This is a genomic window from Streptomyces sp. NPDC058964, assembly GCF_042741275.1.
Classification (GTDB): domain Bacteria; phylum Actinomycetota; class Actinomycetes; order Streptomycetales; family Streptomycetaceae; genus Streptomyces.
This window is the reverse complement of the sequence record NZ_JBHYKH010001060.1, coordinates 1-1075: the sequence shown is the minus strand read 5'-3', so window position 1 is coordinate 1075 and position 1075 is coordinate 1. Positions and strand designations below refer to the sequence as shown.

Genomic DNA, 1075 nt, shown 5'->3' with positions numbered 1-1075 from the left:
CCGGCCGGTCGGCGACCAGCTTCCGGTTGCGGGGGGGGGGGCGGGCGCCGGCGGCGGCCCCCCACTCGTATGTCCAGTCGTCCAACTGTCCAGCCACGTCCGGTTGTCCAGCCCCGAACCGACCGAGAGGGACCCACATGTTCCTGGCCCCCAGCCGCAAGGGAGTCGTCCCCTTCCGCGGCCACCACACCTGGTACCGCGTCACCGGCGACCTGCACAGCGGCCGCACCCCCCTCGTCGTCGCGCACGGCGGCCCCGGCTCCGTCCACGACTACCTGCTGAGCCTGACCGCCCTCGCCTCCGACGGACGCCCGGTCGTCCACTACGACCAGCTCGGCAACGGTCAGTCCACCCGACTGCCCGACAAGGGAGCCGACTTCTGGACCGTGGACCTCTTCCTCGACGAACTCGACGCGCTGCTGGCCCACTTGGACATCGGCGACGACTACCTCCTGTTCGGCCAGTCCTGGGGCGGCATGCTCGGCGCTGAGCACGCCGTACGGCGCCCGGCCGGGCTGCGCGGCCTAGTGATCGCCAACTCGCCCGCCTCCATGCCGCTGTGGCGCGCCGAGTGCGAGCGACTCAAGGACGAGCTGCCGGCCGACGTCCGCGACACCCTCCGCCGGCACGAGGCCACCGGCGACTACGCCCACCCCGACTACCAGCGGGCCGTCCTCGCCTTCTACGAACGTCACCTGTGCCGGGCCCGACCGCTGCCGCCCGAGGTCGCGACGACCCTGCTGGCCCTGCAGAGCGACCCCACCGTCTACGGCACCATGAACGGCCCCGCCGACTTCCACGTCATCGGCACCCTGAAGGACTGGACCGTCGTCGACCGCCTCGGCGCGATCGACGTACCCACCCTGGTCATCACCGGCGCCCACGACGAGGCCACCGAGGCGACGATCCGCCCCTTCCTGGACCACATCCCGCGGGCCCGCTGGGAACTCTTCGAGAACTCCAGCCACATGCCCCACGTGGAGGAACCGGAACGCTTCGAGCAGGTCATGCGGGAGTGGCTCGCGGAGGTGGGCTGACCGCACACGGAAGAGGGGGCCGGGCAGCTGCCCGGCCC

At 72.0% G+C, this 1075-nt stretch carries 1 protein-coding gene; it reads left to right on the top strand.

Translation table 11 applies throughout. The annotated features are described in order from the left end of the window. Positions 1 to 137: 137 nt before the first annotated feature. On the top strand, positions 138 to 1037 hold the full coding sequence (locus ACFW2E_RS47655) for a proline iminopeptidase-family hydrolase (RefSeq protein ID WP_384478615.1): 900 nt from the start codon (positions 138 to 140) through the stop codon (positions 1035 to 1037). The last annotated feature ends 38 nt before the right edge of the window (positions 1038 to 1075 follow it).

Coding starts and splice junctions, on each gene's coding strand:
- ACFW2E_RS47655 (WP_384478615.1), top strand. CDS start 138: ATGTTCCTGGCCCCCAGCCGCAAGGGAGTCGTCCCCTTCCGCGGCCAC.